This window comes from Pseudomonas sp. P8_229, assembly GCF_034008635.1.
Taxonomy (GTDB): Bacteria; Pseudomonadota; Gammaproteobacteria; order Pseudomonadales; family Pseudomonadaceae; genus Aquipseudomonas.
The window spans coordinates 4,345,729-4,371,422 of record NZ_CP125378.1; the positions used below are offsets into that span (position 1 = coordinate 4,345,729).

A 25,694-nucleotide genomic window follows, 5' to 3' on the forward strand; every position below is an offset into this window, starting at 1 on the left:
TATGGATTATCCAAAAAGCGTCCCCAGCGTCGGCCTGGTCGATGGCCGCTTCGTCGATGAAAACCCGGTGGCAGGAACCCCGGGTTCGTTGATTCCAGCGGTGTGGGGCAACAGCGTGACTCAGGAGATCCTGAGTGTGATTACCGGCGGCGGTCTGGTGGCTGCCGAGGCGGATACCGGGCAGTTGTTCAAGGCGATTCAGTCGATTATCGGCAGCACAAGTCCGATGCGTTCGGTCATCACTCGACTGGCTGCGTCGAAAACGCTGAGCGACGTCGAACTCGGCCTCGTCCTGATCGATGGCAGCCCGGGTCCTGTGACCTTGCTGCTACCGCCGGCCAGCGCCGCACTCGGTGTGCGCGACGTGATTGTTCGGCGAGTGGACAACAGCGGCAATCGCATGGTCATCCAGGCATCGGGCACGGATCGCATCCGCTTTCATACGCATCTGGCGGCCAGCGGCTATCCATTTTTCGTATTGATGGGCGGCGGCGACTGGTGGCATTTGCGCAGCGATGGCGCCGGCAGTTGGTGGCCGGTCGGGCGCTTTGATAACACTCCACTGGGCCGGCCGTTTTTCGAGACGACCATCATGCTCAGCCCCGGCGGATACGGTGCACTCAATGGCACCGTCATGAAGCGCGCCGAGTGGCCATGGCTGTGGGATCACGCCCAACAATCAGGGATGTTGGGTGCAGAAGCCTTTCGGGCGAGCACCGAGGGCAAATGGACCACTGGTGACGGTGCGACGACGTTTCGCGGCCCCGATGGGCGAGGGGAGTTCCTGCGGGTTCTGGACGAAGGTCGGGGTGTGGATTCCGGGCGTGCGATGGGTACGTTTCAGCCTGGGTCGACGCACTCGTATGCAATGGGGGCGAATGGCGGCGGCGCCGTCGGATCACGCTGGACGGACAGCCTGACAGCGGTCGGGGCGGATACTCGAGAGGAACCTCAATATATTTCGGGGCTGAGTAATGGCGGCCCGATTTATCCAGTGAATACAAGTTACCAAATGGATCCGGCAGCGACTCTGCTGTACGCCTTCAAATCCCGCCCTCGCAACATGGCCTATCCCGGCCGCATCAAACTCATCTGAGGCACTCTATGTTCAATTATCTATTTGATGGTTCGGGCGCTCTGTCCGGGCCTGTCGAGTTCATCGCCACGCCGGGCATCGGTGTCCAGTTGCCGGGCAATGCCGTTGAGCTGGCGTACGAGTTGCCTGAGCCGGAAGCCGGTCGCAGCTGGGCGCTGATCAACGGTGTACCACGTGAAGTGATTGACCGCCGGGGCATGGTTTATCGCAAGGATGGCGGTGCTCAACAGATCTGGACCGAGCTGGGTGAATTGCCAGAAACCCTGACCGCACAGCCATGGCCAGGTGAGTTCCACATCTGGCGCGACAGCGTCTGGGTGCTGGATGAGCAGGCTCGCTTGGCGAGCGTCAGACAACAATGTCTCGACCAGCGCGACGTTCTCCTTCGCGACGCCGTCCTGCGCATCGCGCCGCTGCAATACGCCGAAGACATCGGCGATGCCAACCATGACGAACTACTGCTGCTGATCGAATGGAAGCTCTACAGCGTCGAGCTGAACCGTATCGAAAAACAGGCCGGGTTCCCCGATGAAATCACTTGGCCGGTCGCCCCCGGCGCAGGCGTAGCCAGCTGATTGCAGCACAGGGAGCAATGCAATGGATTATCCAAAAAGTATTCCCGGCGTCGGCCTGGTCAACGGCGGTTTTGTCGATGAAAACCCGCTCGCCGGTTCCCCGGGATCGTTGATCCCCGCCGCGTGGGGCAACAGCGTCACGCAGGAAATTCTCAACGCGATCAAAGCTGCCGGGCTGACACCTGATGAAGCCAGGACGGATCAGTTGGCAACGGCCATCGGTGCGCTGGTCGACTTCAGCAAACTGAAAAATACCCCGACCACGTTGGCCGGGTACGGCATCACCGATGCGGTGGGCCGGTTGTTGGCGGTCCGGCAGATCGAGGCGGTCAGGATCACGGTTTACAAACCCAACCCGAGAGCCAAACGAATTCGTGTGCGGCTGGTAGGGGCAGGTGGTTCGGGTGGCGGCTGTGCGCCCATCGCTGCGACGTATCAAGGCATCGGTGGCGGTGGTGGGGCGGGCGCTTATGGCGAGAGCCTGTATGACGTCACGCCGGAAATGCTCGCCGGTGTGCCTGTTTCGCTGGGCGCCGGTGGTGCCGCCCGCAATGCGGTCGGCCAAGCGGGCGGCGGCGCTTCCTTTGGTTCATACGTGAGTGTTTCTGGCGGTATGGGCGGACAGACGATTTCGGTCCTGACCGGAGCGGGTGCGTCCGGTTTTGTACAAGGCGGAGCGGGAGGCCAGACGGTGATGGGGGGCAACCTCTGCAGTGCGCGAGGTATCCCCGGTACTTATGCGATGTACAACTCCAATTGGGGAGTGCTTTGCGGAGGCGGCGGCCCGAGTCCGTTTGATGGTGGTGGCCCACTGGTGGGCGTGAACGGCAACGGCGTCGCCGGCGTTCGAGGCTCAGGCGGCAGCGGTTCTTGCTCGGTCAACGCTTCAGCTTCAGTGGTTAGCGGTGCTGGCGGCAACGCCTTCTGTGAAATCTGGGAGTACGAGTAATGGCCCGTTATGCACGAGTGGAAAACGGTGTCGCGGTCGAGGTGATCGACACCGGTGACTACGCGATCACCCAACTGTTTGCTCCCGCTTTCGTCGAGACGATGGTGCAGGTGCCGGGCGACATGCAGATCGAAATCGGCGCGCCCATCGGTGAACTGCGCCCTGAGATTGCAACGTTGCCGGCAATGGAAAGTCCGGCCGTTACCCATGAAACCGTTGTCGCGGAGCAAGAGCCTCTGGCGGCCGCGCGCACTTGGCGCCAGTCCAGCCTGGCAGCCACCGAATGGTGGGTGACACGGCATCGCGATGAGCAGGAACTGGGGCGCGGGACGACGCTCAAGGCTGCGCAGTATCTGGAACTGCTGGAGTACCGCCAGGCGCTGCGCGACTGGCCTGATTCAAGTCATTTTCCTTCGACAGTTTCCCGACCCTCGACCCCGTCATGGCTCGCTTTCAGAGCAGGAGAAAAGTAATGGATTATCCCAATAGTGTTCCCAGCGCTGGTCTGGTGAACGGAAAGTTTGTTGATGAAGACCCGATCAAAGGCTCGCCGGGCTCTTTGATTCCTGCCAGTTGGGGCAACGGTGTTACCCAGGAAATCCTCGGGGTGGTGCGGGCCGGGGGGCTGACGCCAAGTGAGGCGTCGAATACTCAATTGCTCGGCGCTCTGCGCAGCAACCAATTGTTCCAGACGGCTGCACCATTCGATGCCAGCCGTTCGGCAGCAACGTCTGAGTTTGTCCAGCGCGCGCTGGGCAATTACGCCGGGGCGCGTGGTGTGTCTGCCGCGACGCAACTGACGGCAGCGGATGTGGGCTGGGCGATTGGTCTGGGGGGAAACTCGGCGTACACCGTAACCTTGCCGGATATCACCACGGTCCCTAACGGTGCGACGATCGGCTTTCACTGTCGCAGTAATGCCGTGATCACCGTCGCTTGCATGAGTGGCACACAAATAAGCCCGCAAGGCGCCTATTTGACCTCGATTGTGATGAACAGCGGCGAGAGTGCCAACGTTGTCAAAGAGAACGGCATCTGGACGGTTCATGGCACGGCCAGTCTGAAGTATGCCGCGCTGTTTTCCGGACTGGTGAGCAACCCCGGATATCAGAAACATGCCAGCGGCAATATCGATCAGTGGGGCTCGGGAATGTCGAATGCCGAGGGCAATGTGTACGTGACATTTCCGATCCCGTTCCCAAGGGGCTATTTCTCGCTGGTGGCAACCCATTCGGGAGGCGATGCGGCGATGGTTGCTGTGATCGCATACAACCAGCAGGGCTGCACGCTGAGAATTCGCAATGCTGCCGCTCAAGTGAGCGCAGGTTGGTCTGTGAACTATTTTGCAAAGGGGTATTGAATGAACCCGTTCAATGTTTTGTTCAGCGCCAGCACCCGGAGCGCGTATGTGCCGGGTATCAACTCGACGGATATTCCCGACGACGTTATTGAAATTCCTCAGGGCTATTGGATCTCGCTGCTGCAGCAATTGGCGGTCACTCCAAAAATGATTGGCGTGAGTGCCGATAACGGCTATCCGATTCTGGTCGATCCGCCGCCACCCTCGCCGGATGAAGCCGCTGACGCCGAGCGTTCCTGGCGCACGGCGCAACTGGCCGCCACCGACGGTCTGGTGGCCCGTGACCGCGATGAGCTGGAGGACGGCGGCGGTACCACGCTGACCACCGAGCAATACGCGCAATTGCAAACCTATCGCCGTGAGTTGCGTGACTGGCCGCAAGGCTCCTTCTTTCCGTTCAGCGAGCATCGGCCGGTAGCGCCGCAGTGGTTGGCTGCTGTGGTCTAAGTCTTCAAGGATGTTGAAATGGATTACCCAAAAAGTGTTCCCAGCGTCGGGCTGGTGAATGGCAAGTTCGTCAATGAAGATGTTGTTGCTGGGTTGCCGGGATCGTTGATCCCGGCAACTTGGGGCAATAGTGTTACCGATGAGCTGTTGAATGTCGTCAGGTCCGCTGGTTTCGAACCGAGTGAAGACGATACAACTCAACTTCTACGAGCCGTTAAAAAACTCAGTCAGGCAGGTGAAGATAAACATGCCGCAGATATCGGCGCAGCCAATCTTTACATGGCCAACTATGTGCCTGCCATCTCAACGCTAAAGGATGGATTGGCATTGCGCTTTACTGCCGGTAACGCCAATAACGGAGCCAGTACCTTTGCACCGAACGGGTTGTTGCCCAAGCCGCTTTTGAGTCTGGGACTGAGTGCGTTGCGGCCTGCCGAGATTGTTGGTGGCAGCGTGTGTTCGGTGGTGTACAGCGCCGCACTGGACAGTTGGGTGCTGGTGTATGCGAGCGGCGGCAATGCTGCGAGTGGCCGGCTGCTTGAGGTGAAAACATTTACCGCATCTGGAACCTATGTGCCAACGGTCGGGATGAAAAATGTGCTGGTCAAGGTGGTGGGCGGTGGTGGTGGCAGCGCAGGCGTTGGCGCAACCAGCGGCACTCAATATGGCGTTTGTGGTGGCGGCTCTTCCGGGAGTTATGCGCAGGCATGGCTGGATGCGAAGACGCTTGGCAGCAGCCAAATTGTCACCGTCGGTGCCGCAGGGGCGGCAGGCGCTCCAGCGAGCGCTGGAGGAACCGGTGGAACGAGCTCGTTTGGCGCCTTCGTGACGGCTCCGGGAGGCGGGGGATCGCGGTGGATCGAGCTGGTTGCACCGAACGGTAATGGCCTTTACGCAGGCGGTTCACCAGGTGTTGTCGCTTCTGGAGGAAATATCGTCAATTTTGCTGGTACTTCCGGTTCCCCCGGGATCTCGATAGCCGGGCCTACGCTCGCCGGACATGGCGCCAGTTCGCCTTTGGGGGCGGGGGGAACAGGGAACAGCTTTGGTGGCCCTGCCAGCATCGGATCCGGATACGGTTCTGGTGGCGGCGGAGTCGCCAATGCTCCAAACCAACCCGGACGGTCAGGCTCAGCCGGTGCACCCGGTGCAGTGATCGTCTACGAGTACGCCTGATGAAAACCTACGCACGCATCGTCAATAACACGGTGGTCGAGTTGTTCTCCACCGAAGGCAATATGGCCGAGATGTTTCACCCGGACCTGCTCTGGGTCGATATCACCGACATTACCCCGACACCGCAAATCGATTGGACAGCCAACTTCGGCACCCTCGGCTGGGTATTCGTATCAACTGAGGAAAAGGTCCCTGACAGCACCCTGAAAACTCTGGCAAAAAAATGGCTGACAGGCATAAGCCCTCAACCATGATTCAATCGCAACATCCAGGGAGGATTACGCATTATGCAAATTACAGAAGACAACCTTAAAACCATCATGCCCAACGCCCGCAGCCAAGCGGGCGTTTTTGTTTCTGCGCTCAACAGCGCCATGGCCAGCCATTGCATTGATACGCCCAAGCGTGTCGCTGCATTTCTCGCGCAAATCGGCCACGAGTCAGGCCAATTGCAGTACGTGCGGGAGCTGGGCAACAACCAGTATCTGAGCAAATACGACACTGGCACGTTGGCGCTTCGATTGGGCAACACCCCGGAGGCGGACGGCGACGGCCAGAAGTATCGCGGTCGCGGGCTGATCCAGATCACCGGTCGCAGCAATTATCGTCAGTGCAGCCTCGGCCTGTTCGGTGACGAACGCTTGCTGTCGCTGCCGGAGTTGCTGGAGCAGCCGCAATGGGCGGCGGAATCCGCCGCATGGTTCTGGGAGCTGAACGGCTTGAACGAACTGGCGGATCGCGAGCAGTTCAACAGCATCACCCGCCGGATCAACGGCGGGTTGAATGGCTTGCAGGATCGCCTCGACATCTGGGCGCGGGCGAGGGCAGTGCTATGTCCATCTCCTGGCGCGTAATCGGCGTTCTGTCGTTGGCTGTGATTGCGGCCGCGCTGGCCTGGCACGTTCAGGACTGGCGCTATGGCCGCCAACTGGCCGAGCAGGCGCGACTGCAGGCCGACACCCTCAATCAACTGACCTCGGCCGCCGCCACCGCGCAGCAGGCTGAGCAGGACAAGCGTCTGGCCCTCGAGCAACGCCTCGCCGCCAGTGAACAAACCCACTATCGAGCCATGAGCGATGCCCAACGTGATCAGGATCGCCTGCGCGATCGTCTTGCCACTGCTGATCTGCGCCTGTCAGTCCTTATCGACGCAGGCGACGCTGCCCAAGGCTGCGGGGTGCCAGCCACCACCGGCCCCGGCGGCGTGGATCATGCAACCGTACGCGCCCGACTTGACCCGGCGCATGCTCAACGAATTATCGCCATCACCGACACCGGCGACCGTGGACTGATTGCCCTGCAGGCGTGTCAGGCCTATGTCAGAGCGCTGGCGCCTGAACATTTTGAATGAGTCTGTGTATTGAAAGCGCAACCGGCTCGTGTACGGTGGGAGTCATTCCACCCGATCCGGAGCGCACCGTGAAAGAGATCACTCAACTGGCCGCCGAGCTTGGCCGACGTCTGCAATTGCTCAATGCCCACGTCACCACCGCCGAATCCTGCACCGGTGGCGGGATTGCGGAAGCGATCACGCGGATTCCGGGGAGTTCGGCCTGGTTCGAGGCCGGTTACGTGACCTACTCCAACCGCCAGAAAACCCAGCAACTGAATGTCCCTGCCGAATTGTTCGGCACGGTGGGGGCGGTCAGTCGCGAGGTGGTCGAGTCGATGGTGCGTGGCGCGCAGAAGCACAGCCTGGCGCGGTTTGCCGTGGCGGTCAGCGGCGTGGCCGGCCCTGACGGCGGCACACCGAACAAACCGGTGGGCACCGTGTGGCTGGCCTGGGGCGTGGGCGATGCGCTTTCCAGCGAGGTCCAGCACTTCTCAGGTGGCCGCGACGAAGTCCGCCGACAAACGGTGAAGGCCGCGCTAGAGGGGCTGTTGCGACTAGCGGCACGAGAAATCGAAAATCAGGGGTAGGCGATCCGCGAACGCTGTGGAATAATACTGGCTACTTATACAGGTGTTGGCCGTCAGGCCTTATTGATTACGTGAGGACTTTAATGGACGACAACAAGAAGAAAGCCTTGGCTGCGGCCCTGGGTCAGATCGAACGTCAATTCGGCAAGGGTGCCGTAATGCGTATGGGCGATCAGGACCGTCAGGCGATCCCGGCCATTTCCACTGGCTCTCTGGGGCTGGACATCGCACTCGGCATCGGCGGTCTGCCAAAAGGCCGTATTGTTGAAATCTACGGTCCTGAATCCTCCGGTAAAACCACGCTGACACTGTCCGTGATCGCCCAGGCTCAAAAAGCCGGCGCGACCTGCGCATTCGTCGACGCCGAACACGCCCTCGACCCTGAGTACGCCGGCAAACTGGGCGTCAATGTCGACGACCTGCTGGTTTCCCAGCCGGACACCGGCGAGCAGGCACTGGAAATCACCGACATGCTGGTGCGCTCCAACGCCGTAGACGTGATCATCGTCGACTCCGTGGCCGCTCTGGTACCGAAGGCTGAAATCGAAGGCGAAATGGGTGACATGCACGTGGGCCTGCAGGCTCGTCTGATGTCCCAGGCGCTGCGTAAAATCACCGGTAACATCAAGAACGCCAACTGCCTGGTGATCTTCATCAACCAGATCCGCATGAAGATCGGCGTGATGTTCGGCAGCCCGGAAACCACCACTGGTGGTAACGCGCTGAAGTTCTATGCTTCGGTCCGTCTCGACATCCGCCGTACCGGCGCGGTGAAGGAAGGCGACGAAGTGGTTGGTAGCGAAACCCGCGTCAAGGTTGTGAAGAACAAGGTGGCTTCGCCGTTCCGTCAGGCCGAGTTCCAGATTCTTTACGGCAAAGGCATCTACCTCAATGGCGAGATGATCGACCTGGGTGTGCTGCACGGTTTCGTTGAGAAGTCCGGCGCCTGGTATGCCTATGAAGGCACCAAGATCGGTCAGGGCAAGGCCAACTCGGCCAAGTTCCTGGCAGACAACCCGGAAGTCGCAGCGAAGCTTGAGAAGCAACTGCGTGACAAACTGCTGACACCAGCAGTGATCGCCGACTCCAAGGCTTCTGCGGTCAAAGAGACCGAAGACGACCTGGCTGACGCTGATATCTGATCGCAGCGATGACCACCGCCGTACTCGATACCCTCGTCGCGGTGCGGCGAACCGCCATGGACCTGCTCGCTCGACGCGAGCACGGTCGAGTCGAACTGACGCGCAAACTGCGTCAGCGTGGCGCTGAGGCGCAGATGATCGAAACAGCCCTCGACCGTTTGACGGAAGAGGGGCTGCTTTCCGAAGCCCGTTATCTTGAAAGTTTTGTTTCCTACCGTGCCCGTTCCGGCTACGGCCCTTTGCGTATTCGCGAAGAGTTGGGCCAGCGCGGTTTGCAGCGCGCCGATATCGAACTCGCCCTGCGCGAAAGCGGTATCGACTGGCAGGGGCAGCTTCGGGATACGTGGCAGCGAAAATTCTCCGGGCAGTTGCCCATTGATGCCAAGGCGCGGGCCAGACAAGGCCGGTTCCTCGCGTATCGGGGCTTTTCGATGGAGATGATCAACCGCTTGTTCAGCGGCAGAGGGATGGACGATTAAGACGCTTCACTAAAAACGGCCCGCTATGAAAATAGCGGGCCGTTTTTTTTTGCCTTCAAATTACCTTGGATGGCTCACGTGTACGTTGTGTGGTCTGCGGTTTGGTGTGGGCCCAGTTCTCCGGGAGATTGATGTAATCCACCAGCTCCCTGAGTCGGCCGTGATCCCGGGCATTGAACGCGAAGGCCAACCGCACCAGATGGCTGTACTGCGCTTCGTCGTGTTCCTCGCCGCTGTAGGCGTGTTGATGGAACTGGTCACTCAGGCACAGGTCGGCGAAAGCTTCCTGCATATGCTCCAGCGCCTGGTCGCTGAGTTTGTGATTCATGCGAATCACGAACTGGCGCTTGAGCCAGCGACTGGAGTGGAAGTTGCTGTAGAACTGATTGATCTGCTCCACGGCCTCATCGACGTTGTAGACCAGCCGCATCAGTTTCAGGTCGGTGGGCAGGATGTAGCGATTGTCTTCGAGTTGCTGGCGAATGAAGTCCAGTGCGCCCTGCCAGAACGTTCCGCCGGGTGTATCCAGCAACACCACCGGCACTAATGGGCTTTTTCCGGTCTGGATCAGGGTCAGTACTTCCAGTGCCTCGTCCAGGGTCCCGAACCCGCCGGGGCAGAGCACCAGTGCATCGGCTTCCTTGACGAAGAACAGCTTGCGGGTGAAGAAGAAATGGAACGGCAGCAGGTTACCGGTGCCGTCCACTGTCGGGTTGGCATGTTGCTCGAAGGGCAGGGTGATATTGAACCCGAGGCTGTGATCGCGACCGGCGCCTTCGTGTGCGGCGGCCATGATCCCGCCACCGGCACCGGTGATGACCATCATGTCCGAGCGCGTCAGGGCCGCGCCAAGTTCCCGGGCCATTGCATACAGCGGATGCTCGATCGGCGTGCGCGCCGAGCCGAACACGGTGACTTTGCGTCGTCCCTTGAATTGTTCCAGCACCCGGAACGCCTGCTCCAGTTCGCGCAGGGCTTGCAGGGTGATCTTGGCGTTCCAGCGGTTGTGATCTTCCTGAGCCATGCGCAGCACGGTCAGGATCATGTCGCGATAAATCGGCAGGTTCGGGCTATTGGGGGAAACCTGGTTGAGTTGTTCTTCGACCTTGCTGATGAGGTCGGGGCCGCTTTCCTGAAAATGACGGCTGAGCAGGTCATTCGGTTGGTAAGGCATTCAACGTCTCCTTCTGCACAGAGCTTGTGGCCCTGACGTGCGGCGTCAGTGCCGCGCTGCAAATAACACACACTCGGCAGCTCCTTTTTCTGCCGTGAACAGGTGATCGGGAATACTTTGAATCTAGACCCTCGCGAGCCATTGCGCTGAGTTGATCATTACGCCGCGACGTCTTTTCTGGCAACCGTTGCTTGTCGATTGGCAAAGGAAGTTCACCGCTCGTCCGAACGTACGCCGTAGAGCAATCGCTCTGATTTACTAACTTACAGGCACCGTACGACAGCTTTAGGTCAGCAACCGTTCACAAGGTGCGCGCTTTTCAAGGATTCGTGGGTGGCAAGGAGGCGGGATAGATGGCCAGAGTGATTCTGGAAATCGATACGCAGTTGTATCGGATGCTGAAAGCGTCAGCCGAGACCAATCAAGTGAGTCTCGAAGAGGAGTGCTGCCGTCGGTTGGCAGGTGGAGAGCGACGTTCTCGCTACTTGCAGGCCCTGGTGGCCGAATTGCGCGCCGAGGATGAACAGCGGCGCGCCAATACCGGGTGATTACTTCTTCTTCGCCGGGGCCGCTTTCGGGCAGTCGGAATCCTGATAACTGGCCGAGCCGATGGCCTTGTTGGTTTTATATTCAGAGAAGTCGTAACGCATGATCGCGCCCTTGGCCATCAGCTTGCGGTACGACGGGTTATTGCACACCGAAGCTCCCAGCTGGAAATACACGGCTTTTGGATCAGAGCGCATCTTTTCGGCGTGGCTTGCCTGCACACTCAGGTGGTTGATCAGGGTAACGCCCTCAACGGTGTAGCCTTGATCGAGAATGTCTTCGTTGATCGCCCGTGGCGTGCCGACGCTGCTTTGTTCGGCGATGTTGCGCAGTTCTTTGTTCAGATTCTGCTCTTTCAGGGACGCCGCTTGTGCGCTGAAGGACAAAGCCAGTGCGATGGCCGCGGTAGGAACGATAAGGCGCAGCATGAAACTCTCCTGATTCAGTGACTGGTGGTTCGACCAGCCCCGTGGCTGTGCGTTCAGTGGCGCCGGATTATAGGGGAGCCGGTCGGGAGGGTACAGGTTTGCGCTCGCCGCTCTGTTAAACTGCCGGCCTTTATTGCCTTGCCGAGTGCTGTGCGTGTCGAGTTTCCCTGCTGTGGGGCGTTGCCCGTGACCCATCATGCCCCCAACGCCGTAGCCCGCTTGCGCGATCAGCGCGAGGACGAGGGTATCAAGCCGATTCAGGCCCGTGGTTTTCGCTCCGAGCGTTGCCGCGATTGCCGGGTGATCATCAGCCATTGCCTGTGCGCCTGGCGACCGACGGTCGAAACCCGTTCCGGCGTGTGCCTGATCATGACCGGCAAGGAAGTGTTCAAACCGAGTAACACCGGCTGGCTGATTGCCGATGTGGTGCGCGACAACCACGCGTTCATCTGGTCGCGCACCGAGCCTGACCCGCAGATGCTGGCACTGCTCAATGACCCGCAATGGCAGCCGTACCTGGTGTTTCCCGGCGAATACGTCGAGCCGTCGCGGGTGACCAACACCGTCGCTGCCGATAGCAGCAAGCGTCCGCTGTTCATCCTGCTGGACGCGACCTGGACCGAGGCGCGCAAAATCTTCCGCAAGAGTCCGTATTTCGATCGCTTGCCGATACTCAGCCTGCTGCCCGACAAACTCTCGCGCTATCGCCTGCGCCGTTCCACCCGCAGCGAGCACCTGTGCACCGCCGAAGTCGCAGCGTTGTGCCTGGAGTTGGCGGGGGACAGCGATGCCGCTTCAGCACTGGACGCTTATTTCGATGTGTTCAGCCAGCATTATCTGGGCGCCAAACAACAGTTGGACATGAACGAGTCGACCCCGGCCCACGCCGAGTTGTTGCCTTATATACGAAAGCCGCAAGCGGTGTTGGCCCCATAGTGGCCCATACTTCACACCGCGGCGGCCGTGCTGCTTGACCACCCCGGCTTCGCTGGGCATGCTTGGCGCCGATTAGGGTGCGGCCAAGGTTTGAAACGCCGTGTTTGCAAGTGATTGGCGTTGAACGTGCCCCTGTGGAGACCGCTTTACGCTGGTCTCTTGAGTTGCTTTGGTGAGGCCCGAATGCGTCGGGTCTGCCATCAAAAACAGGATCATTTGAAAAATGGCCACATACGACATCCTGATTGCCGATGATCACCCTCTATTTCGTAGCGCACTGCATCAAGCGGTGACGCTGGGCCTTGGCCCGGATGTACGGCTGGTGGAGGTGGCGAGCATCGCCGAACTGGAAGCGCGCCTGACCGAAAAGGCTGACTGGGATCTGGTCCTGCTGGACCTGAACATGCCCGGTGCTTTCGGTTTTTCCGGGTTGGTCATGCTGCGCGGACAATACCCGCAGATCCCGGTGGTGATGGTCTCGGCCCAGGAAGAAGCCTCGGTCATGGTCAAGTCCCGGGAGTTCGGCGCCAGCGGCTTCATTCCCAAGTCCAGCGACCTGAGCGTGATTCAGGAAGCGGTGCGCAAAGTGCTCGATGGCGACGTGTTCTGGCCACCGCAGGCGTTCGAAGCGGTCAGCGTTTCCGACGAAGCCAAAGCCGCCAGCGATGGCCTGGCCAGCCTCACCCCGCAGCAGTTCCGCGTATTGACCATGGTCTGTGAAGGCTTGCTGAACAAGCAGATTGCCTATGAGCTGAGCGTGTCCGAAGCGACCATCAAGGCCCACGTCACGGCGATCTTTCGCAAGCTGAATGTGCGTACCCGGACACAAGCGGCATTACTTCTGCAACAACTTGAGTCAATTCCGAGCCAATAATGGCTGGCGTCTTCACGCTTTTTTGACTTTTGTTGATCTAGCTTTCCCACTCCTTTTTGGTTGGTTTTTACTTTATGTCACCTTTCAAGGGCCAGACCGGCCTGAAACGCATCCTCAACGCTTCCGGTTACTCGCTGGACGGCCTGCGCGCAGCCTTCACCGGCGAAGCGGCGTTCCGCCAACTGGTGCTGCTCAATGTGGTGCTGATTCCGCTGACGTTCTTCCTCAATGTCAGCCGCGTCGAACAGGCCTTGCTCATCGCCGTCTGCCTGCTGGCGCTGATCGTCGAGTTGCTGAACTCGGCGGTAGAAGCGGCCATCGACCGCATCTCCCTGGAGCTGCACCCGCTGTCGAAGAACGCCAAGGACATGGGCAGCGCCGCGCAATTCGTGGCCCTGAGCATGATCGCGCTGGTGTGGGCGGTGATTCTGCTTTAAGCGATACTCGGCAAAACGATCTCGTCGCTGCGCTGGACCCCGGCGGTGAAAGCGCGGCACAGATCGAGAAACTCACGCATGGCCGAGGTCTGGTATTTCTGCTTGTGCCAGATGAAGTAGAACTGCCGGGACAGATCCAGGTCCGGCGTTTCCACCGCCACCAGACTGCCGCGCCGGAACGCATCGCGCAGCGCCAGCCGCGAGATGCAGCCAATCCCCAGCCCTGATTCCACCGCGCGCTTTATCGCTTCGGTGTGCTCCAGCTCCAGACGGATATTCAGCGCACTGCGATGGTGCCGCATGGCCTGATCGAAGGTCAGTCGCGTGCCAGAGCCTTGTTCACGCAGAATCCACGCCTCATGGGTCAGCTCCTCCATGGTCGCGCTGCCACGTTTGGCCAGCGGATGTTGCGGCGCGCAGAACACCACCAGCTCATCTTCGACCCAGCTCTGCACTTCGATGTCCGGGTGGCTGCAATCGCCTTCGATCAGACCCAGATCAATTTCGTAGTGAGCGACCTGATGCACGATATTGGCAGTGTTCTGTACGTGCAGTTTTACCTGGCTTTCCGGATGGCGCTGCATGAAGCCGCCGATCAACAGGGTCGCCAGGTAATTGCCGATGGTCAGGGTGGCGCCCACCGACAGCGAGCCGAAACCGGATTTGCCGTTGAGCAGGTCTTCTATTTCCTTGGACTGGTCGAGGAGGGCCACCGCTTGTGGCAACAACTGTTTGCCGAGGGCGTTGAGGCTCAGGCGTTTGCCGGCGCGATCGAACAGCTGGCAGCTGGACTGGCGCTCCAGTTCGGTGATTGAGGTGCTTGCTGCCGATTGCGAGAGGTTGAGCAGACCCGCAGCACGGGATACGCTTTCCTGCTGGGCGACGGCGACGAAGACTTGCAGTTGACGGAGAGTAAATCGCATATCGATATAACCGATAACCCTTATCTTAATAATCCAGTTAACAGATATTGTCGTCGCTATTAGAATGCGATGCAATTGCGCACCGTCGCCTTCAAAAGCCAGCGCAGACCCAATCTCCAGGAGTCAAACGTACATGAGCAACATGAACCACGAGCGTGTCCTCAGTGTTCATCACTGGAACGACACTCTGTTCAGCTTCAAGTGCACCCGCGATCCGGGCCTGCGCTTCGAGAACGGTCAGTTCGTGATGATCGGCCTGCAACAGCCCAACGGCCGCCCGCTTATGCGCGCTTACTCGATCGCCAGCCCGAACTGGGAAGAGCATCTGGAGTTCTTCAGCATCAAGGTGCAGGACGGCCCGCTGACCTCGCAGCTGCAGCATTTGAAGGAGGGCGACGAGATCATCATCTCGAAGAAGCCTACCGGCACCCTGGTTCTCGACGACCTGAACCCGGGCAAGCACTTGTACCTGCTGAGCACCGGCACTGGCCTGGCGCCGTTCATGAGCGTGATTCAGGACCCGGAAACCTACGAGCGCTTTGAAAAAGTGATCCTGGTTCACGGTGTGCGTTACGTCAACGAAGTCGCCTACCGCGAATTCATCACCGAGCACCTGCCGCAGAACGAGTTCTTCGGTGAAGCGTTGCGTGACAAGTTGATCTACTACCCGACCGTGACCCGCGAGCCGTTCGAGAACCAGGGCCGTTTGACCGACCTGATGCGCAGCGGCAAGCTGTTCAGCGACATCGGTCTGCCACCGATCAACCCACAGGACGACCGCGCGATGATCTGCGGCAGCCCGAGCATGCTCGACGAGACCAGCGAAGTGCTCGACAGCTTCGGCCTGAAGATCTCGGCGCGTATGCGCGAGCCGGGTGACTATCTGATCGAGCGTGCGTTCGTCGAGAAGTAAAACGAAATACCTGTGGGAGCGAGCCTGCTCGCGAAGGCATTGTGTCATTCAATGCACATGTGAATGACAGACCGCTTTCGCGAGCAGGTTCGCTCCCACATTGATTTGTATTGCATTAAAAAGCCCGCGTTGCCTGAGAAGGCAACGCGGGCTTTTTCGTTTCCGGGGTTTACGCCGTGGCGGGAATCACTTCCAGCACCCGGATCTGCTCGGGCGTCGGGTAATGCCAACGCACGTCCAGGTCCCAGAACTGCGCGCCATATTCACGCTCCGGCGCCGGCGTCTGATACGCCGGACGCGGATCTTGAGCCAGGCACTGCTCGATCAACTCGACCAAAGGCTCGCCAAGGCGCTGTGCATGTCCGTGCGCCTGTTGCAGCGCGGCGTCGGTCCACTGCACGTCGATTAGTTGTGGCGCCGCGCTGGCGATGCTGTTGGCGGCGTCAGCGATGATGTCGGCGTAAGGCACATAGGGTTTGATGTCGAGAATCGGCGTGCCGTCGAGCAAGTCGATCCCCGAGATGAACAGCCGATTGACCTCAACCTTGTCCAGCTTCACCACTGACTGGCCGATGCCATTGGGGCGGTGGGTGGCGCGGGTGGCGAACACGCCCATCGACTTGTTGCCGCCCAGGCGTGGTGGGCGCACTTTCAGCCGTGGTTTATCTTCCAGCGCCTGATGAAACAGGAACAGCAGCCAGACATGGCTGACCTGATCCAGACCTTGCACGGCGTCACCCTGATCGAACGGTGCTACCAGTTCCAGCACGCCACGGGCGGCGGGGGCCAGTTGCGGTTGGCGTGGGATGGCGAACTTCTCCTTGAAGCAGGAGCGCACGAAACCGATGGGGGAGACGCTGTAAGTCATGGTCTGGAGTCGAGGCAGGAGCGAGGTGGGGATGATAACCCGCAGGGCTTCAAGTGCGGTGTTGGCTGTCAGTCCGCCTTCGCGAGCAGGCTCGCTCCCACAATGGATTGGTGGTGTACACAAAGCCCTTGTGGGAGCGAGCCTGCTCGCGAAAGCCGCACCGCTGGTTTAAAGCTGGATTCGTGATCAGCCGCGAACGCGCAGGGTCAGGCCCTTGAGGAAGTTGCGCAGCAACTGGTCGCCGCACGGGCGGTAGTTGGTGTGGCCGACCTTGCGGAACAGCGCACTCAGCTCAGGCTTGGACACCGGGAACTCGGCAGCCTTGAGGATCGCGTGCATGTCGTCTTCTTTCAGCTCGAACGCCACGCGCAGCTTTTTCAGGATGATGTTGTTGGTCACCGGCACTTCGATCGGCTGTGGCGGACGGCTTTCGTCCTTGCCGCGCTTGAAGACCACCAGGCCGTCGAGGAAGTGCGCGATGACTTCGTCCGGGCAACGCACGAAGCCTTCTTCGTCTTCTTCTTTCTTGTCGAGCCAGGTCACCACGTCAGCGAGCGCTACTTCCATGCCGCCGAGTTTGATGATCTCGACAACTTTCTTGTCGCTGATGTCGAGCATGTAGCGCACGCTGCGCAGTACGTCGTTATGAACCATATGGGCAATCCTGATATTTCGTTGTGGGCAACGCGCAGGCGCGCTGCCGGAATGTGTGGCGGCAGGGGAAGTCTTAGAACTTCTCTTTGCCGGACAGGTAGCGCCATTGGCCGACCGGGACCTTGCCGATCGACACACCGCCGATGCGGATCCGGCGAATACCGATGACTTTCAGGCCGACCGCTTCGCAGAACTGCGCGATGATTCCCGGCTGCGGGTTTTTCATGGCGAAGCGCAGGCGGTTTTCGTTCTGCCAACTGGCTTTGACCGGCGGCAGCTCCTTGCCCTTGTGGGTGAGGCCGTGCTGCAGGCGATTGAGGCCGTGGGCGACCATGTCACCTTCAACTTCGACCACGTATTCCTGCTCGATCTTGGCGGCGTCGGCGGTGAGCTTGCGCAGGATTTTCCAGTCCTGGGTGAACACCAGCAGGCCGCTGGCCTTGGCCTGCAGATCGGCACTGGCGGTCAGGCGCAGGAAGTGCCCGCGCAACGGACGTTTGCCGTAGCGGTGCTCTTCGCTGAGGGTCTCGGCGCTGAGTGACTGCATGGCGGCCTCGATGCCCATGCCGGCCGGCGCGTTGAGCAGGATGGTCACCGGCTCTGGTGCGGTGGCCTTGGCGTCCTTGTCGAGCTCGACCTTCTGGTCGCCGACCTTGAACTGCGGTTCGTCGATCACTTCGCCGTCCACGGTGACCCAGCCGCCCTCGATGAACAGCTCGGCCTCCCGGCGGGAGCAACCGACCAGTTCGATGAGGCGTTTGGAGAGGCGAATCGGGTCAGTCATGACAGGGCCGTAACAAAAAAGGGGTGGGCATTGTACCTGCCTGGCGCCGGTTAAGCCCGGTTCCATTTACAGGCTGTTCGCAATTCCCTGTGGGAGCCAGCCTGCTGGCGATTGCATCACCGCGGTGTATCTGACTGACCGCGGCGCCTGCATCGCGAGCAGGCTCACTCCTACATGGGGTTGTGTTGTGTCAGCCGTTGCCTGAGCGTTGCTGGTTTTGTCGCAGGCGCATGTGCAGCAACGGATACGGCTGGCCCATGCCATCGACCTCCGAGCGGCCGATCACTTCGAACCCCTGCTTGAAATAGAAGCCCAGCGCTTGCGGATTCTGTTCGTTGACGTCGAGTTCATCGGCATTCAGGTGCTGCATCGCGTAGTTGAGCAGTTTCTTGCCCAAGCCCTGCCCCCGATAATCCGGATCGATGAACAGCATTTCAATTTTGCCCGCCGCAACACCGGCAAACCCGGTAATGCGCTGATTGGCGTCCTTGGTGCAGATCAACATCACCGCATCCAGATAACGCGTGAGCACCAAATTACGCAGCAGTTCGATATAGCTGTCCGGCAGAAAATCATGGGTGGCGCGAACCGAGGCCTCCCAGACCCGGGTCAGTTCCTGATAATCGCTGAGTTTCGGCGTATGGATGACCGAATGGTGACGCATGCCCGTCTGCCTCTTGTCCGTTTCAAGGGAGTCCGTCCCCCGCTAAACGATAGCCGTAAAAAAGCCCCGCATCTTGTAAAAAGAGCGGGGCTTTCTGTATTTGTTGCGGTGTCTGGCTGGCTATCTCTGTCGCCAGCAAGAACTCTCCCCCTCACCCCAACCCTCTCCCCCAGAGGGGGCGAGGGGGAAGGGAGCTGATCTTCGTGCTGTTCAAAACCTGAGTTCGACTCGATATTTCAGGTCGCCGCAATTCGAAAGAACACCTCGATCAGTCCCCGCTCCCTCTGGGAGAGCGCGAGGGAGAAGGGAGCTGATCTTCATGCTGTTCAAAACCTGAGTTCGACTGGATATTTCTAGTCGCTGCAATTCGAAAGAACACCTCGATCAGTTCCCTCTCCCTCTGGGAGAGGGTTAGGGTGAGGGGCTTTTGACGTTCAGATCAGATCTGCTCAGCCCACAGGTCATATTCGTCGGCGTCAGTCACTTTGCACCAGACCTTGTCGCCCGGCTTCAAATTACTGCCGTTATCGATAAACACGTTGCCGTCGATTTCCGGAGCGTCGAAGAAGCAGCGGCCGACCGCGCCTTGTTCGTCGACTTCGTCCACCAGCACTTCGATCTCGCGGCCGATGCGCATCTGCAGACGGGCCGAGCTGATCGCCTGCTGGTGCGCCATGAAGCGATCCCAACGGTCTTGCTTGACGTCGTCCGGAACGATCTCCAGATCCAGATCATTGGCCGGAGCGCCGTCCACTGGCGAGTACTGGAAGCAGCCGACGCGGTCGAGCTGGGCTTCGGTCAGCCAGTTCAGCAGGTACTGGAAGTCTTCTTCGGTTTCGCCCGGGAAGCCGACGATGAAGGTCGAACGGATGATCAGGTCCGGGCAGATTTCGCGCCAGTTCTTGATCCGCGCCAGGGTCTTGTCTTCGAACGCCGGGCGTTTCATCGACTTCAGGACTTTCGGGCTGGCGTGCTGGAACGGGATGTCCAGGTACGGCAGGATCTTGCCGGCGGCCATCAGCGGGATCAGTTCGTCAACGTGCGGGTACGGGTAAACGTAGTGCAGACGCACCCAGACACCGAGGGTGCTCAGCGCTTCGCAGAGTTCGGTCATGCGGGTTTTCACCGGCGCGCCGTTCCAGAAACCGGTGCGGTATTTCACGTCAACGCCATAAGCGCTGGTGTCTTGCGAAATAACCAACAACTCTTTAACGCCGGATTTGACCAGACGCTGGGCTTCGTCGAGCACGTCACCGACCGGACGGCTGACCAGTTTGCCGCGCATCGACGGGATGATGCAGAAGCTGCAGCTGTGGTTGCAGCCTTCGGAAATTTTCAGGTACGCGTAGTGGCGCGGGGTCAGCTTGATGCCTTGCGGCGGCACCAGGTCGATCAGCGGGTTGTGATCTTTACGCGGCGGCACGACTTCGTGCACGGCATTGACCACTTGCTCGTACTGCTGCGGGCCGGTCACGGCCAGCACGCTCGGGTGCACGTCGCGGATGTTGCCTTCTTCCACGCCCATGCAACCGGTGACGATCACCTTGCCGTTTTCCTTGATCGCTTCACCGATCACTTCCAGCGACTCAGCCTTGGCCGAGTCGATGAAGCCGCAGGTGTTGACCACAACCACGTCGGCGTCCTGGTAGGTGGACACCACGTCATAGCCTTCCATGCGCAGCTGGGTCAGGATGCGCTCGGAGTCGACCAGTGCTTTCGGGCAACCCAGAGATACAAAGCCAACCTTTGGATTGGCCGGCGCAGGAGTGGTGGACATGTCTAACCTCGGTATCTTGTGACGTCGCTTGCCGTGTGGGAAAGCCGACGGATGGGCGCTTAGGGTGCGCCTCTGATCAAAAAGTGCGCAATTCTAGCGATGAGCAACGCACTTGACCAGCTTTATGCAGGGAAATACGACGAGTGCTGCGCTATGCTTCGCGCCGTTGAGCTTTACCAATTTTTTACAGTCAACAAAACGTCTGTAACAACAGGTAAAACAGCGCATGCTGCACCACAAAGCATAGTGCTTCATTCAAAGAAGCCGGTTCTGAGAAGTAGGAGTGTTGGATGGGTCAGGCAAGTAGTCAGGCGGCGGGCGCCGAGCATTCGGCTGCAAAACCGCTGAGCATGCTGGTTGCGGCAGTCGGGGTGGTTTACGGCGACATCGGCACGAGCCCGTTGTACACCCTCAAAGAAGTGTTTTCCGGCGGCTATGGCGTGCCCGTCAATCACGATGGGGTGCTGGGCATTCTGTCGTTGATCTTCTGGTCGCTGATCTGGGTCGTGTCGATCAAATACATGATGTTCGTCCTGCGCGCCGACAACCAGGGTGAGGGCGGGATCATGGCACTCACCGCGCTGGCGCGTCGCGCGGCGGGCGGGCGCAAGAAGCTGCGTTCATTGCTGGTGGTCTGCGGGCTGATCGGTGCGGCGCTGTTTTATGGCGACAGCATGATCACCCCGGCGATTTCCGTGTTGTCGGCGATCGAAGGTCTGGGCCTGGCGTTTGATGGCATCGATCACTGGGTAGTCCCGCTGTCGTTGGTGGTGCTGGTGGCGCTGTTTCTGATTCAGCGTCACGGTACGGCCCGGATCGGCATTCTGTTCGGGCCGATCATGGTCACTTGGTTCCTCGTCCTCGGTGCCCTCGGTGTGTATGGCATCAGCCACACCCCGGAAGTGCTGCATGCGCTGAACCCAGTGTGGGCGGTGCGCTTCTTCATGGTGCATGCCGGCATGGGGGTGGCGATCCTCGGCGCGGTCGTGCTGGCGCTGACCGGTGCCGAAGCGCTGTACGCCGACATGGGCCACTTCGGCCGCAAGCCGATTGCCCGTGCGTGGTTTCTGCTGGTGCTGCCGGCGCTGGTACTGAACTACTTCGGTCAGGGCGCTCTGTTGCTGGACAATCCGGAAGCGGCGCGTAACCCGTTCTACCTGCTGGCGCCAAGCTGGGCGCTGATTCCGCTGGTGGGGCTGTCGACTCTGGCCACTGTTATCGCCTCGCAAGCGGTGATTTCCGGCGCGTTCTCCCTGACGCGTCAAGCGATCCAGCTCGGCTACATCCCGCGCATGTACATCCAGCACACCTCCAGCGATGAGCAGGGCCAGATCTACATCGGCGCGGTGAACTGGTCGCTGATGGTCGGCGTTGTGCTGCTGGTGCTCGGCTTCGAATCCTCAGGCGCTCTGGCTTCGGCCTACGGCGTGGCGGTGACCGGCACCATGCTGATGACCACCATTCTGGTGTCGGCGGTGATGCTGCTGCTGTGGAAATGGCCACCGATCCTTGCGGTGCCTGTGCTGATCGGCTTCCTGCTGGTGGACGGTCTGTACTTCGCCGCCAACGTACCGAAGATCGTCCAGGGTGGTGCGTTCCCGGTGATCGCCGGTATTGCGCTGTTCGTGCTGATGACCACCTGGAAACGCGGCAAGCAATTGCTGGTCGAGCGCCTCGACGAAGGTGCGTTGCCGCTGCCGATCTTCATCAGCAGTATCCGCGTGCAACCGCCGCACCGAGTGCAGGGCACCGCCGTGTTCCTCACCGCGCGCTCCGACGCCGTGCCGCACGCGCTGTTGCACAACCTGCTGCATAACCAGGTGCTGCATGAGCAAGTGGTGTTGCTGACGGTGGTCTACGAAGACATCCCGCGTGTACCGCCAGCGCGGCGCTTTGAAGTGGACTCCTACGGCGAAGGCTTCTTCCGGGTGATCCTGCACTTCGGCTTCACCGACGAGCCGGACGTGCCGCAGGCGCTGAAGCTGTGCCATCTGGATGACCTGGACTTCAGCCCGATGCGTACCACCTACTTCCTCAGCCGCGAAACGGTGATCGCCTCGAAACTCGAAGGCATGGCCCGTTGGCGTGAGGCGCTGTTTGCGTTCATGTTGAAGAACGCCAACGGCAACCTGAGGTTCTTCAATCTGCCGCTGAACCGGGTGATTGAGTTGGGGACGCAGGTAGAAATGTAACTTCGCGTTATAGCAGAAGCCCCCGTCAGCCTTGTGGCTGGCGGGGGCTTTTTTGTGGGCGGCAACTTCAGATCAAAAGATCGCAGCCTTCGGCAGCTCCTACAGGTTTCGCATTCCAATGTAGGAGCTGCCGAAGGCTGCGATCTTTTGATCTTCAAACCTCTACAAGCTTTCAGGTATCTCTGCTTCAGGCTCGGTCTTCGTGCGCGCAGGTCGTGGGATCAACGCCTGAATCACATCATCAATCAAGGCTTTGCCCATCACCGTCAGGTAATGCGCGGCCCAGGCATGGCGGTCGGTGTCTCTGATGAAGGCAGCGTCTTCTGCGAAGGATTTGGCGAGGGATAGCAGGTCGGAGGATTGCGACAAGGCATCGATGATCGGGATGCCGGAGCGGACGTTGAAGAACGCTTGATCCGAGTTGTAGAGGAAGGGGGTGAAGCCGATGGTTTTAAGATCAGATGGATTGTTCATTGTCAGTTCCCTTGATTTCGAGAGCTGCCGCATCCGATACCAAGCGAATGGGTGGCAGCTGTGCGCAGGTTGGTAAACCGGGGAATCAAGGAAACCGGCACGCCCGAAAGCGTCCCACGCACAGCTGCCATAACACAGGGGCTCGGACGGGTTTCGCCTGAGTCGTGTCGGGTGCGCTGTTGCGCCTTATTCCACCGGGTTACCAAGCCCGATCGCTGAATGGGTCAGCGACGTCCGGAGAGTAGCCCGTCGAAAAACAGCGCAATAGAGCGGCAAGGCGCCCGAACACGAGTTTCGGAGTTTGCCTACAAGGTCTGTGGGCGTCATCTGATATTGCGAGACTGGAAGTAAACGATACTAAACGTCACGCACGAACCGACGTGTGCAAAGCATTCAGGTACGTATGACAGCATCAGCGCAACAAGAAGCACAGGATGAACCGAGGTGCCCTCGTATCGAAAAGAAGGCCAGTGAGCGATTGCTTATCTTTGATCTGGCCCAAGCAATCAGCCATGACGATATGCGGGCAAGGTATGCAGCGGTTAGTGATCGACCCAAGGGCTTGACGACCCGGCCTCGGCAGTGAGACAAGTGTCCACGTTTTATGGAATGTGGACACTTGAGGTTTTGATTTAAATGAAGAGTCAAGACATTTTACTTTTGTTCAAAATTGCCAGTCTCCACGCTCAGGAAGAGAACCTCCTGGGGGAGATGGAGGCCGAATCGAATTCGGACAGGGTTGAAGAGCTGCTCAGGCCTTATGTCGTCAGCCGAATGACCGCAGGGGAGAGTGTGGGGAAGCCATTGGTCACCTACTCCACTGATGGCGAAGACACAATCTTCCAGCGCCGCGAATTCGACTCGCCTTTCGCTGATGGGCCAGGGTGGGAAGGATGGGCGGAACCAGCATCTGATCCACCGCTGACAAGTTGGAGCGATCGGTACTCTCTGCGTGCACTGTCTGCCTCTCTCGGACTGAGCAAAAGCGAAGTCTCAAATGCTCTCGCCCGATGCCGGGAATCCGGATTGCTCATCCATGACTACGACACCGGGCTTGCCAAAGTGCACCGCCGGGAACTGCTGAAAATTACCGAGCACGCGCTGAAGTACTTCTTCCCGGTCAAGCCTGGCGCGATTGTTCGTGGCATACCCACGGGTTTTGCGGCGCCTGCGCTGTCCAAAAGTATCAAGAGTGCGGGTGGTTTGATTCCGGTCTGGCCGGATGCGCAGGGAACCGAGCGAGGCCAAGCGATAGAGCCGCTTTACAAAACAGTGCCAGCAGCGGTGAAAAAAGACCGGATTCTTTACCACTATCTGGCGCTCGCTGATGCAATCCGTCTGGGTGGTCCGCGTGAGTGTGGTGTGGCAATCAGTATTCTGAAGGCAGGGATGGGGCTGAAATAACATGTCGTCAAACGCGGATCACAACTACGAACTCATTGAGTTCGTGGCTGAAGGCTTGGGCGAGGCGTTTCTCGCCGAAGTTGCTTTTGTTGGCGGTTGTACAACCGCCATGCTGGTTACAGATACAGCCGTGCTGGACGACATTCGTTTCACTGATGACGTTGATCTAGTGATCGAGTTGGCCGGTATCAGCGCCTGGAACCAACTCACCGAACGGCTGGCGGCTAAGGGATTCAAGATCACCGGTGAGGACGAGGTCAATTGTCGTTTTCGCTTCAATGACGTTGTCGTGGATGTCATGCCTTCCGACCCTGCAGTGCTCGGCTATGCCAACCGCTGGTTCGTTGAGGGGCTGGCGAGGGCGGATAAATTCACCCTGCCCAGCGGCACTGCCATCCAGATATTCCAGCCCGCGTATTTTCTCGCGACGAAACTGGAAGCTTTCAGTGGTCGGGGAAATGGTGATCCTTATCATAAGGATGTCGAGGACATGATCATCTTGATCGATGGTCGGCCTGAGCTGTTGGAGGAGGTGCGCCAGGCTGACAAGGACCTCAAGGCGTTCATCACAAAGGGAATCCACAAGCTGATGGCGTTGGATGGGGTTGGCTACGTGATCGAAAGTTCAGGCTCGGTGCAGGCGAATCCAGGTAGAGGGCAGATTATTCACAGGCGTATGAAAGCGCTGGCCAACGCATGAGATACCACTCCCGATCAATCACTGGGCAAGCCAGCAGAGGAAATAATGACTATGCCGGAGCGACCTGTGAGGGTGACGGTGGTTTTTTTGTTGTCGCGGATGGCACTTCCAAGCGCGGCAGTGGACATCTGGCTGAAAGCTTCGTGAGCGGCATGTTGGCGGCTCATTCCACACAGATGGAGCAGGGGAGCTATCCTGCAGAACCCGCAGCTGTTGAGCGCCTATTGGGTTCAATACTGGCGGATTTTCATGCGTCGTTGCCTGCTGATCAGACGGGAGCCATCTGTTACCTGATTGGCTTGGTCGCTCATGGCCGACTTACCGTTGCATACGAGGGAGACTGTTCATGCGGGATTGTGACGTTGGCGGGTGCCATCGATTGGATTACGCCACCTCACTGCAAGGCCAATTGGCGGCGCGACCGTTCGCACTGTGAGTTGGCGCAAGACCCCGCGCGAAATTTGGTAACGCGATGCTTGAAGATCAATCGGGTCCCGAACCCTGACTTTGTTTGTTGTGCTCTGGATACTGTTGAGCGCTTGGTATTTGTCACTGATGGATTTTGGGCGGACTTGACGCAAGCCCAGCAAAGCAGTTTGTTGGCGGCGCCGAATAGCGACTTTAGCGTTGGCGACGATGATGTCACGTGGATAGATGTTCAGCTTGGCCGGCGAGACTGACGAGCTGTCTGAATCCAGCGCCATCCCTTGTAGGAGCGAGCCTGCTCGCGAAGGCGTAGTGTCAGTCGACGAATCTGCAAGCTGACCCACCGCTTTCGCGAGCAGGCTCGCTCCCACACGTT

At 59.3% G+C, this 25,694-nt stretch carries 31 protein-coding genes; 22 read left to right on the top strand and 9 right to left on the bottom strand.

The window, feature by feature from the left end; translation table 11 throughout:
• Position 1: 1 nt before the first annotated feature.
• The 13 genes from QMK55_RS19545 (at position 2) to recX (ending at position 9,144) form a co-directional block, all read left to right on the top strand.
• The gene (locus QMK55_RS19545; protein ID WP_320329793.1) at positions 2-1,096 is read left to right on the top strand and encodes a phage tail protein; all 1,095 of its coding nucleotides are present in this window, start codon (positions 2-4) and stop codon (positions 1,094-1,096) included.
• 8 nt (positions 1,097-1,104) lie between these two features.
• Positions 1,105-1,671: a tail fiber assembly protein gene (locus QMK55_RS19550; protein ID WP_320329794.1), complete on the top strand. Its 567-nt coding sequence runs from the start codon at positions 1,105-1,107 to the stop codon at positions 1,669-1,671.
• Between the two features lie 22 nt (positions 1,672-1,693).
• Positions 1,694-2,620, top strand: a complete 927-nt coding sequence (locus QMK55_RS19555) for a hypothetical protein (protein ID WP_320329795.1) — start codon at positions 1,694-1,696, stop codon at positions 2,618-2,620.
• Complete coding sequence (locus QMK55_RS19560) at positions 2,620-3,093, top strand: phage tail assembly chaperone (RefSeq protein ID WP_102355700.1); 474 nt, start codon at positions 2,620-2,622, stop codon at positions 3,091-3,093. The genes QMK55_RS19555 and QMK55_RS19560 overlap by 1 nt, the downstream gene beginning before the upstream one ends.
• Positions 3,093-3,980 carry a gp53-like domain-containing protein gene (locus tag QMK55_RS19565; RefSeq protein ID WP_102355701.1) on the top strand — a complete coding sequence of 296 codons (888 nt, stop codon included), beginning with the start codon at positions 3,093-3,095 and terminating at the stop codon, positions 3,978-3,980. Before QMK55_RS19560 ends, QMK55_RS19565 begins: the two co-directional genes overlap by 1 nt.
• On the top strand, positions 3,981-4,427 hold the full coding sequence (locus tag QMK55_RS19570) for a phage tail assembly chaperone (protein WP_102355702.1): 447 nt from the start codon (positions 3,981-3,983) through the stop codon (positions 4,425-4,427).
• A gap of 18 nt (positions 4,428-4,445) precedes the next feature.
• Entirely contained in the window at positions 4,446-5,603 is a 1,158-nt protein-coding gene (locus QMK55_RS19575) for a hypothetical protein (RefSeq protein WP_320329796.1), read from the top strand.
• Positions 5,603-5,857: a hypothetical protein gene (locus tag QMK55_RS19580; protein WP_320329797.1), complete on the top strand. Its 255-nt coding sequence runs from the start codon at positions 5,603-5,605 to the stop codon at positions 5,855-5,857. The genes QMK55_RS19575 and QMK55_RS19580 overlap by 1 nt, the downstream gene beginning before the upstream one ends.
• Before the next feature lie 33 nt (positions 5,858-5,890).
• Positions 5,891-6,457, top strand: coding sequence for a glycoside hydrolase family 19 protein (locus QMK55_RS19585; RefSeq protein ID WP_102355705.1), 567 nt, complete (start codon positions 5,891-5,893; stop codon positions 6,455-6,457).
• A complete protein-coding gene (locus QMK55_RS19590; RefSeq protein WP_320329798.1) occupies positions 6,436-6,954 on the top strand; it encodes a lysis system i-spanin subunit Rz in 519 nt (172 codons plus the stop codon). Before QMK55_RS19585 ends, QMK55_RS19590 begins: the two co-directional genes overlap by 22 nt.
• A 68-nt stretch (positions 6,955-7,022) precedes the next feature.
• On the top strand, positions 7,023-7,523 hold the full coding sequence (locus tag QMK55_RS19595; RefSeq protein WP_320329799.1) for a CinA family protein: 501 nt from the start codon (positions 7,023-7,025) through the stop codon (positions 7,521-7,523).
• An 83-nt stretch (positions 7,524-7,606) separates the two neighbouring features.
• Positions 7,607-8,665, top strand: a complete 1,059-nt coding sequence (gene recA / locus QMK55_RS19600) for a recombinase RecA (protein ID WP_102355707.1) — start codon at positions 7,607-7,609, stop codon at positions 8,663-8,665.
• A gap of 8 nt (positions 8,666-8,673) precedes the next feature.
• The gene (gene recX, locus QMK55_RS19605; RefSeq protein WP_102355708.1) at positions 8,674-9,144 is read left to right on the top strand and encodes a recombination regulator RecX; all 471 of its coding nucleotides are present in this window, start codon (positions 8,674-8,676) and stop codon (positions 9,142-9,144) included.
• A 55-nt stretch (positions 9,145-9,199) separates the two neighbouring features.
• Here the strand turns inward: recX and QMK55_RS19610 are convergent, their stop codons facing one another.
• Positions 9,200-10,318, bottom strand: coding sequence for a TIGR00730 family Rossman fold protein (locus QMK55_RS19610; RefSeq protein WP_102355709.1), 1,119 nt, complete (start codon positions 10,316-10,318; stop codon positions 9,200-9,202).
• Positions 10,319-10,671: 353 nt separating this feature from the next.
• Here QMK55_RS19610 and QMK55_RS19615 point away from each other — a divergent pair, with 353 nt between their 5' ends.
• Positions 10,672-10,866 carry a hypothetical protein gene (locus QMK55_RS19615; RefSeq protein ID WP_102355710.1) on the top strand — a complete coding sequence of 65 codons (195 nt, stop codon included), beginning with the start codon at positions 10,672-10,674 and terminating at the stop codon, positions 10,864-10,866.
• Here the strand turns inward: QMK55_RS19615 and QMK55_RS19620 are convergent, their stop codons facing one another.
• A complete protein-coding gene (locus tag QMK55_RS19620) occupies positions 10,867-11,292 on the bottom strand; it encodes a PA3611 family quorum-sensing-regulated virulence factor (RefSeq protein WP_102355711.1) in 426 nt (141 codons plus the stop codon).
• A 186-nt stretch (positions 11,293-11,478) separates the two neighbouring features.
• Here QMK55_RS19620 and QMK55_RS19625 point away from each other — a divergent pair, with 186 nt between their 5' ends.
• From QMK55_RS19625 to QMK55_RS19635, 3 genes are all read left to right on the top strand, one after another.
• Entirely contained in the window at positions 11,479-12,228 is a 750-nt protein-coding gene (locus tag QMK55_RS19625; protein ID WP_102355712.1) for a tRNA-uridine aminocarboxypropyltransferase, read from the top strand.
• Positions 12,229-12,451: 223 nt separating this feature from the next.
• Complete coding sequence (gene erdR, locus QMK55_RS19630) at positions 12,452-13,102, top strand: response regulator transcription factor ErdR (protein ID WP_095119237.1); 651 nt, start codon at positions 12,452-12,454, stop codon at positions 13,100-13,102.
• A gap of 74 nt (positions 13,103-13,176) precedes the next feature.
• Positions 13,177-13,539: a diacylglycerol kinase gene (locus QMK55_RS19635; protein ID WP_003222276.1), complete on the top strand. Its 363-nt coding sequence runs from the start codon at positions 13,177-13,179 to the stop codon at positions 13,537-13,539.
• On the opposite strand, the gene QMK55_RS19640 is transcribed toward QMK55_RS19635, so the two are convergent.
• Entirely contained in the window at positions 13,536-14,462 is a 927-nt protein-coding gene (locus QMK55_RS19640) for a LysR family transcriptional regulator (RefSeq protein WP_025110814.1), read from the bottom strand. The two genes, QMK55_RS19635 and QMK55_RS19640, sit on opposite strands and share 4 nt — an antisense overlap.
• Before the next feature lie 133 nt (positions 14,463-14,595).
• Between QMK55_RS19640 and fpr the strand changes: the two genes are divergently transcribed.
• Positions 14,596-15,375, top strand: coding sequence for a ferredoxin-NADP reductase (fpr, locus tag QMK55_RS19645; protein WP_007908723.1), 780 nt, complete (start codon positions 14,596-14,598; stop codon positions 15,373-15,375).
• 169 nt (positions 15,376-15,544) lie between these two features.
• Here fpr and tsaA read toward each other — a convergent pair whose 3' ends face one another.
• From tsaA to rimO, 5 genes are all read right to left on the bottom strand, one after another.
• Positions 15,545-16,243: a tRNA (N6-threonylcarbamoyladenosine(37)-N6)-methyltransferase TrmO gene (tsaA, locus tag QMK55_RS19650; RefSeq protein ID WP_102355713.1), complete on the bottom strand. Its 699-nt coding sequence runs from the start codon at positions 16,241-16,243 to the stop codon at positions 15,545-15,547.
• Positions 16,244-16,429: 186 nt separating this feature from the next.
• On the bottom strand, positions 16,430-16,897 hold the full coding sequence (locus QMK55_RS19655; protein ID WP_320329800.1) for a DUF1456 family protein: 468 nt from the start codon (positions 16,895-16,897) through the stop codon (positions 16,430-16,432).
• 73 nt (positions 16,898-16,970) lie between these two features.
• The gene (locus QMK55_RS19660; protein ID WP_102355716.1) at positions 16,971-17,681 is read right to left on the bottom strand and encodes an rRNA pseudouridine synthase; all 711 of its coding nucleotides are present in this window, start codon (positions 17,679-17,681) and stop codon (positions 16,971-16,973) included.
• Between the two features lie 190 nt (positions 17,682-17,871).
• Positions 17,872-18,345, bottom strand: coding sequence for a GNAT family N-acetyltransferase (locus QMK55_RS19665; RefSeq protein ID WP_102355717.1), 474 nt, complete (start codon positions 18,343-18,345; stop codon positions 17,872-17,874).
• Positions 18,346-18,784: 439 nt separating this feature from the next.
• Positions 18,785-20,122, bottom strand: coding sequence for a 30S ribosomal protein S12 methylthiotransferase RimO (gene rimO, locus QMK55_RS19670; protein WP_102355718.1), 1,338 nt, complete (start codon positions 20,120-20,122; stop codon positions 18,785-18,787).
• Between the two features lie 350 nt (positions 20,123-20,472).
• Between rimO and QMK55_RS19675 the strand changes: the two genes are divergently transcribed.
• Positions 20,473-22,314: a potassium transporter Kup gene (locus tag QMK55_RS19675; protein ID WP_371859053.1), complete on the top strand. Its 1,842-nt coding sequence runs from the start codon at positions 20,473-20,475 to the stop codon at positions 22,312-22,314.
• Positions 22,315-22,476: 162 nt separating this feature from the next.
• On the opposite strand, the gene QMK55_RS19680 is transcribed toward QMK55_RS19675, so the two are convergent.
• The gene (locus QMK55_RS19680) at positions 22,477-22,788 is read right to left on the bottom strand and encodes a DUF3077 domain-containing protein (RefSeq protein ID WP_178082120.1); all 312 of its coding nucleotides are present in this window, start codon (positions 22,786-22,788) and stop codon (positions 22,477-22,479) included.
• A gap of 636 nt (positions 22,789-23,424) precedes the next feature.
• On the opposite strand from QMK55_RS19680, the gene QMK55_RS19685 reads away from it, so the two are divergent.
• The 3 genes from QMK55_RS19685 to QMK55_RS19695 are packed head-to-tail and all read left to right on the top strand — an operon-like array spanning position 23,425 to position 25,572.
• Complete coding sequence (locus tag QMK55_RS19685; RefSeq protein ID WP_102355722.1) at positions 23,425-24,192, top strand: MarR family transcriptional regulator; 768 nt, start codon at positions 23,425-23,427, stop codon at positions 24,190-24,192.
• A gap of 1 nt (position 24,193) precedes the next feature.
• Entirely contained in the window at positions 24,194-24,892 is a 699-nt protein-coding gene (locus QMK55_RS19690; RefSeq protein ID WP_102355723.1) for a hypothetical protein, read from the top strand.
• Complete coding sequence (locus QMK55_RS19695) at positions 24,889-25,572, top strand: serine/threonine protein phosphatase (protein WP_102355724.1); 684 nt, start codon at positions 24,889-24,891, stop codon at positions 25,570-25,572. The genes QMK55_RS19690 and QMK55_RS19695 overlap by 4 nt, the downstream gene beginning before the upstream one ends.
• Positions 25,573-25,694 lie beyond the last annotated feature (122 nt).

Bases quoted from the DNA above. Each gene is read 5' to 3' on its own strand.
- QMK55_RS19555 (WP_320329795.1), top strand. From the start codon at position 1,694: ATGGATTATCCAAAAAGTATTCCCGGCGTCGGCCTGGTCAACGGCGGT.
- QMK55_RS19565 (WP_102355701.1), top strand. From the start codon at position 3,093: ATGGATTATCCCAATAGTGTTCCCAGCGCTGGTCTGGTGAACGGAAAG.
- QMK55_RS19635 (WP_003222276.1), top strand. From the start codon at position 13,177: ATGTCACCTTTCAAGGGCCAGACCGGCCTGAAACGCATCCTCAACGCT.
- QMK55_RS19685 (WP_102355722.1), top strand. From the start codon at position 23,425: ATGAAGAGTCAAGACATTTTACTTTTGTTCAAAATTGCCAGTCTCCAC.
- QMK55_RS19575 (WP_320329796.1), top strand. From the start codon at position 4,446: ATGGATTACCCAAAAAGTGTTCCCAGCGTCGGGCTGGTGAATGGCAAG.
- erdR (WP_095119237.1), top strand. From the start codon at position 12,452: ATGGCCACATACGACATCCTGATTGCCGATGATCACCCTCTATTTCGT.
- fpr (WP_007908723.1), top strand. From the start codon at position 14,596: ATGAGCAACATGAACCACGAGCGTGTCCTCAGTGTTCATCACTGGAAC.
- QMK55_RS19585 (WP_102355705.1), top strand. From the start codon at position 5,891: ATGCAAATTACAGAAGACAACCTTAAAACCATCATGCCCAACGCCCGC.
- QMK55_RS19640 (WP_025110814.1), bottom strand. From the start codon at position 14,462: ATGCGATTTACTCTCCGTCAACTGCAAGTCTTCGTCGCCGTCGCCCAG.
- QMK55_RS19580 (WP_320329797.1), top strand. From the start codon at position 5,603: ATGAAAACCTACGCACGCATCGTCAATAACACGGTGGTCGAGTTGTTC.
- QMK55_RS19660 (WP_102355716.1), bottom strand. From the start codon at position 17,681: ATGACTGACCCGATTCGCCTCTCCAAACGCCTCATCGAACTGGTCGGT.
- rimO (WP_102355718.1), bottom strand. From the start codon at position 20,122: ATGTCCACCACTCCTGCGCCGGCCAATCCAAAGGTTGGCTTTGTATCT.
- QMK55_RS19550 (WP_320329794.1), top strand. From the start codon at position 1,105: ATGTTCAATTATCTATTTGATGGTTCGGGCGCTCTGTCCGGGCCTGTC.
- QMK55_RS19590 (WP_320329798.1), top strand. From the start codon at position 6,436: ATGTCCATCTCCTGGCGCGTAATCGGCGTTCTGTCGTTGGCTGTGATT.
- tsaA (WP_102355713.1), bottom strand. From the start codon at position 16,243: ATGACTTACAGCGTCTCCCCCATCGGTTTCGTGCGCTCCTGCTTCAAG.
- QMK55_RS19560 (WP_102355700.1), top strand. From the start codon at position 2,620: ATGGCCCGTTATGCACGAGTGGAAAACGGTGTCGCGGTCGAGGTGATC.
- QMK55_RS19665 (WP_102355717.1), bottom strand. From the start codon at position 18,345: ATGCGTCACCATTCGGTCATCCATACGCCGAAACTCAGCGATTATCAG.
- QMK55_RS19570 (WP_102355702.1), top strand. From the start codon at position 3,981: ATGAACCCGTTCAATGTTTTGTTCAGCGCCAGCACCCGGAGCGCGTAT.
- QMK55_RS19620 (WP_102355711.1), bottom strand. From the start codon at position 11,292: ATGCTGCGCCTTATCGTTCCTACCGCGGCCATCGCACTGGCTTTGTCC.
- recA (WP_102355707.1), top strand. From the start codon at position 7,607: ATGGACGACAACAAGAAGAAAGCCTTGGCTGCGGCCCTGGGTCAGATC.
- QMK55_RS19615 (WP_102355710.1), top strand. From the start codon at position 10,672: ATGGCCAGAGTGATTCTGGAAATCGATACGCAGTTGTATCGGATGCTG.
- QMK55_RS19545 (WP_320329793.1), top strand. From the start codon at position 2: ATGGATTATCCAAAAAGCGTCCCCAGCGTCGGCCTGGTCGATGGCCGC.
- QMK55_RS19695 (WP_102355724.1), top strand. From the start codon at position 24,889: ATGAGATACCACTCCCGATCAATCACTGGGCAAGCCAGCAGAGGAAAT.
- QMK55_RS19610 (WP_102355709.1), bottom strand. From the start codon at position 10,318: ATGCCTTACCAACCGAATGACCTGCTCAGCCGTCATTTTCAGGAAAGC.
- QMK55_RS19690 (WP_102355723.1), top strand. From the start codon at position 24,194: ATGTCGTCAAACGCGGATCACAACTACGAACTCATTGAGTTCGTGGCT.
- QMK55_RS19680 (WP_178082120.1), bottom strand. From the start codon at position 22,788: ATGAACAATCCATCTGATCTTAAAACCATCGGCTTCACCCCCTTCCTC.
- QMK55_RS19675 (WP_371859053.1), top strand. From the start codon at position 20,473: ATGCTGGTTGCGGCAGTCGGGGTGGTTTACGGCGACATCGGCACGAGC.
- recX (WP_102355708.1), top strand. From the start codon at position 8,674: ATGACCACCGCCGTACTCGATACCCTCGTCGCGGTGCGGCGAACCGCC.
- QMK55_RS19655 (WP_320329800.1), bottom strand. From the start codon at position 16,897: ATGGTTCATAACGACGTACTGCGCAGCGTGCGCTACATGCTCGACATC.